Genomic DNA, 3297 nt, shown 5'->3' on the forward strand with positions numbered 1-3297 from the left:
AAACTGTCTTCACCTGATCCTGTTCAATCCAATCGAGCATTCTGCTCAGACCCTTATGGCTGGTATTTAAACCACTATCTGTATCTGAAAAGACTTTGAAATCACCTTTTTCAGAAGCAGCCAAAGCCAAACGGCCAATCTGACGATCAAGATCACCATTCTTTTTCTGATCATGGCTGGATACCCTGGCGTAAATGACATTGATTCGTTCTTTATGAGAATCATCGAAATAGATCATTCTTGAATTCAGCCATTCAATGACATCTTGTTGAGAGGCATACCATCGGCCGGTGGAAGACTGAGCCATTTTGATTCTGCCCTTGTTTTTCTAGGCCGTAATTGAGCGATAATTTAAGCCGACCAATTTTGCGACATGTCCTGTTGAATAGCACTCTTTGGTTAAATCCGAATATTTGATCATAAACACCTCGTAAAGCCGTTTTACAGTAACTGTTAGCGGTTTCGAGCGTTAATAAAAACATCGAAAATAAATCTAATTGTGACTAATTTAGTTATTAATGACCAACAGTAGATTACCCCAGATCGTCCGTTGATGAAAAACGTCTCCTTCGAAGCCAAAGCCGGACAGAAGATTGCCATCGTCGGCCCGACTGGTGCTGGTAAAACGACACTGGTCAATCTGATCATGCGTTTTTATGATCTGCAATCCGGTCAGATCCTCATTGAAGGCCAGGATACTCAGAGTGTGAACTGAAACATTCTTCGTACAAAAATCGGCATGGTCCTGCAAGATCCCTGGCTGTTTGAAGGAACCATTTTAGAAAATCTTCAATTTGCTTCTCCTGGCGTAACTCCAAAACAGGCTATTGAAGCCGCCAGGATTTCGCAGGCTGATGCTCTGATTCGAACACTGCCTAACAGTTACGAAATGAAAATTGAATCAGGAGCTTCCAACTTATCTGCTGGTGAAAAACAGATGCTCACCATTGCCAGAGCGATGGCTGCCGATCCGGAAATGCTGATCCTTGATGAAGCGACTTCTTCAGTAGATTCATTTACAGAGTATCGAATCCAGCAGGGAATGAAGGCATTGATGAAGGGCAGAACCAGCTTTGTGATCGCACATCGTCTTTCAACCATTCGTGATGCCGATCTGATTTTATATATGGAAAATGGAAACATTGAAGAATCAGGAACGCATGAACAGCTGATGAAAACGAAGGGGCGTTATGCCGCTTTATACGAAAGTCAGTTCAGGAATGCTGAATACTGAATTTCTGCAGATTGATCTGTACAGTCAGTTATTCTCTGATCAAGTCAGAACCTGATTCACAGCTCTATCCTCCATATGACTCCAAATCAAAAAATCCTCGCGAATCGAAATGGAATTCGCGAGGATTTTTCTTTTCCTTTAGATTTGGTTTTGTTGCTTTGACTCTGTTGTTTTGGACTAGCATTTGAGCAATTGATTCTTCAACTTTTTACAAACTTTTATGAATAAGGATGTTCCATTCGGATGACAATTTCCCATTTTTCAGGCTCCTTGAGCTTTTTCTGGATGAGACGAATGACTTCTTCTTCCGATCGTTTATCTTCATATGGAATGACCAGATCAAAATAAACACGGGTGAGATCATCACGAATGGGTTCGATTCGAAAGTCATGCATTCCCCAGTCTTTGCAGCACGATTCAATCGTGGAATCAAACAATTCTTCCGCTTCAATAGTCTGCTCATCATTTAAAAGAACTGGATCGACATGAATGACCAGATCGATATTCATCTTCTTCTGGACTCTGCGTTCAATATCGTCAATTCGGTTATGAACTCCCACCAATGACAGATTTCCATCCACTTCCACATGGGCCGTCGCATAGGTTTTATTGGGACCGTAAGAATGAAAGATCACATCATGAATATCCATAACCATTGGTTCTTCAAGAATTTCATCAATGAGCTCATTCATCCTGGATGTATTCGGAGCTTCCCCGAGCAGTGAGTTAATGACTTCTTTCATCAGGTCATAGGCAGAAACGAGGATAATTCCTGAAACGACAATACCGATCACTCCATCAAGGTCATAATGAATAAATGGCGAAATCACTGCACTGCCTAATACAAGAAGGGTACCAAGCGTATCATTTCTTGAATCAATCGCATTGGCCTTTAACAGCTCGCTGTGATAGATCTTTGCGTACTTGTTGTTGTAGGAATACATGATGAGTTTGACAACGATTGACATCACCAGAACGATCACCGAACTCCATTCAAAGACTGGAACCTGGTTATGAATAATTTTATCCAGCGACTGCCTGAACATTTCAATACCTAACCAGGCAATCAGTACACCCATGAATAAGGCGGTGATTGTTTCGGTCCGTTCATGACCATAAGGATGTTCTTTATCCGCCGGTTTTTCAGCCAGATAAAACGAGACTATGCTGACAATATTATTCACAGCATCGGTCAGGTTGTTGATTGCATCAGCCTTAATGGCTACTGATCCAACCAGTAAACCAACCAGATATTTTGATGCAAACAATAAAACATTCAGGAATATTCCAACAACTCCGCACAATCGGCAGATTGCGTATCGAACTTTGGAAGAATCCTTATCTTCATAGTTAGGGACAAATCGCTTAATCAGCCATGCAATCATGACATACACCTACCTTACTTTATTAATTAGTCACTTTTTTATCTCAAACCACTTACTGTTTCACTCGATTTATCTAAATACAAAAAGATGTAAAACTACTAAAAGATGTAAACGAATCAGCCGATTGAATTGCAGCTGTCTGATCTATCATCAGTCCAAATTCCCGATCGATTCAAGCCGGACACTCATGACAAACAGATAACCGGATTCAATCGTTTGAATTCTGAGCTTGAAGATCCATATTTTTGCTGATTTAGTAACTTTTGCAAGATCAGAAGAGTTTTTGTTTTTATCTTTGGATATGCTACAATGATCAGGCAAACCAAATGAAGACGTATCGAAGTGGTCATAACGAGCTTGACTCGAAATCAAGTTGTCCGAAAGGGCACGTGGGTTCGAATCCCACCGTCTTCGCCATTAGAATAAACAGGGGCTGTTAAATTTCTGACAGTCCAAAAATAAAAAGAGGCACCTGATCCGTAATGGATGAGGTGCCTTTTTTGGTAAAATATGTTCATGATCAATAAACAAAATTACCAAACACACTATAACTCGATTCAGGGCCGTTTGCCACTGCTCCATTCTCTCTTCCCTCATATTGAGATGGATTCTGTCTTCACTACTGTCAGTTCCTTTGTCGATGATTATCTCGACCTTGCCCTTTATCCTTCTTTTGCC

The 3297-nt window shown here is 40.8% G+C and carries 2 protein-coding genes, 1 tRNA gene and 1 pseudogene; 2 read left to right on the plus strand and 2 right to left on the minus strand.

Annotation, left to right across the window (positions count from 1 at the left end; genetic code table 11):
- Positions 1 to 307 (minus strand): recombinase family protein (locus tag BO222_RS00330; RefSeq protein ID WP_158024523.1); only part of this gene is annotated, 307 nt, incomplete at its 3' end.
- A 246-nt stretch (positions 308 to 553) separates the two neighbouring features.
- Between BO222_RS00330 and BO222_RS00340 the strand changes: the two are divergent.
- Positions 554 to 1234, plus strand: a pseudogene (locus tag BO222_RS00340) (ABC transporter ATP-binding protein).
- A 218-nt stretch (positions 1235 to 1452) separates the two neighbouring features.
- Here the strand turns inward: BO222_RS00340 and BO222_RS00345 are convergent.
- Positions 1453 to 2619 (minus strand): cation diffusion facilitator family transporter, encoded by a 1167-nt coding sequence (locus tag BO222_RS00345; RefSeq protein WP_075817365.1) that lies wholly within the window; start codon positions 2617 to 2619, stop codon positions 1453 to 1455.
- A gap of 328 nt (positions 2620 to 2947) precedes the next feature.
- On the opposite strand from BO222_RS00345, the gene BO222_RS00350 reads away from it, so the two are divergent.
- Positions 2948 to 3036: transfer RNA gene (locus tag BO222_RS00350), tRNA-Ser, on the plus strand.
- Positions 3037 to 3297: the final 261 nt, after the last annotated feature.

This window comes from Ileibacterium valens (genome assembly GCF_001945525.1).
Taxonomy (GTDB): domain Bacteria; phylum Bacillota_I; class Bacilli_A; order Erysipelotrichales; family Erysipelotrichaceae; genus Ileibacterium; species Ileibacterium valens.

Bases quoted from the DNA above. Each gene is read 5' to 3' on its own strand.
- BO222_RS00345 (WP_075817365.1), bottom strand. From the start codon at position 2,619: ATGATTGCATGGCTGATTAAGCGATTTGTCCCTAACTATGAAGATAAG.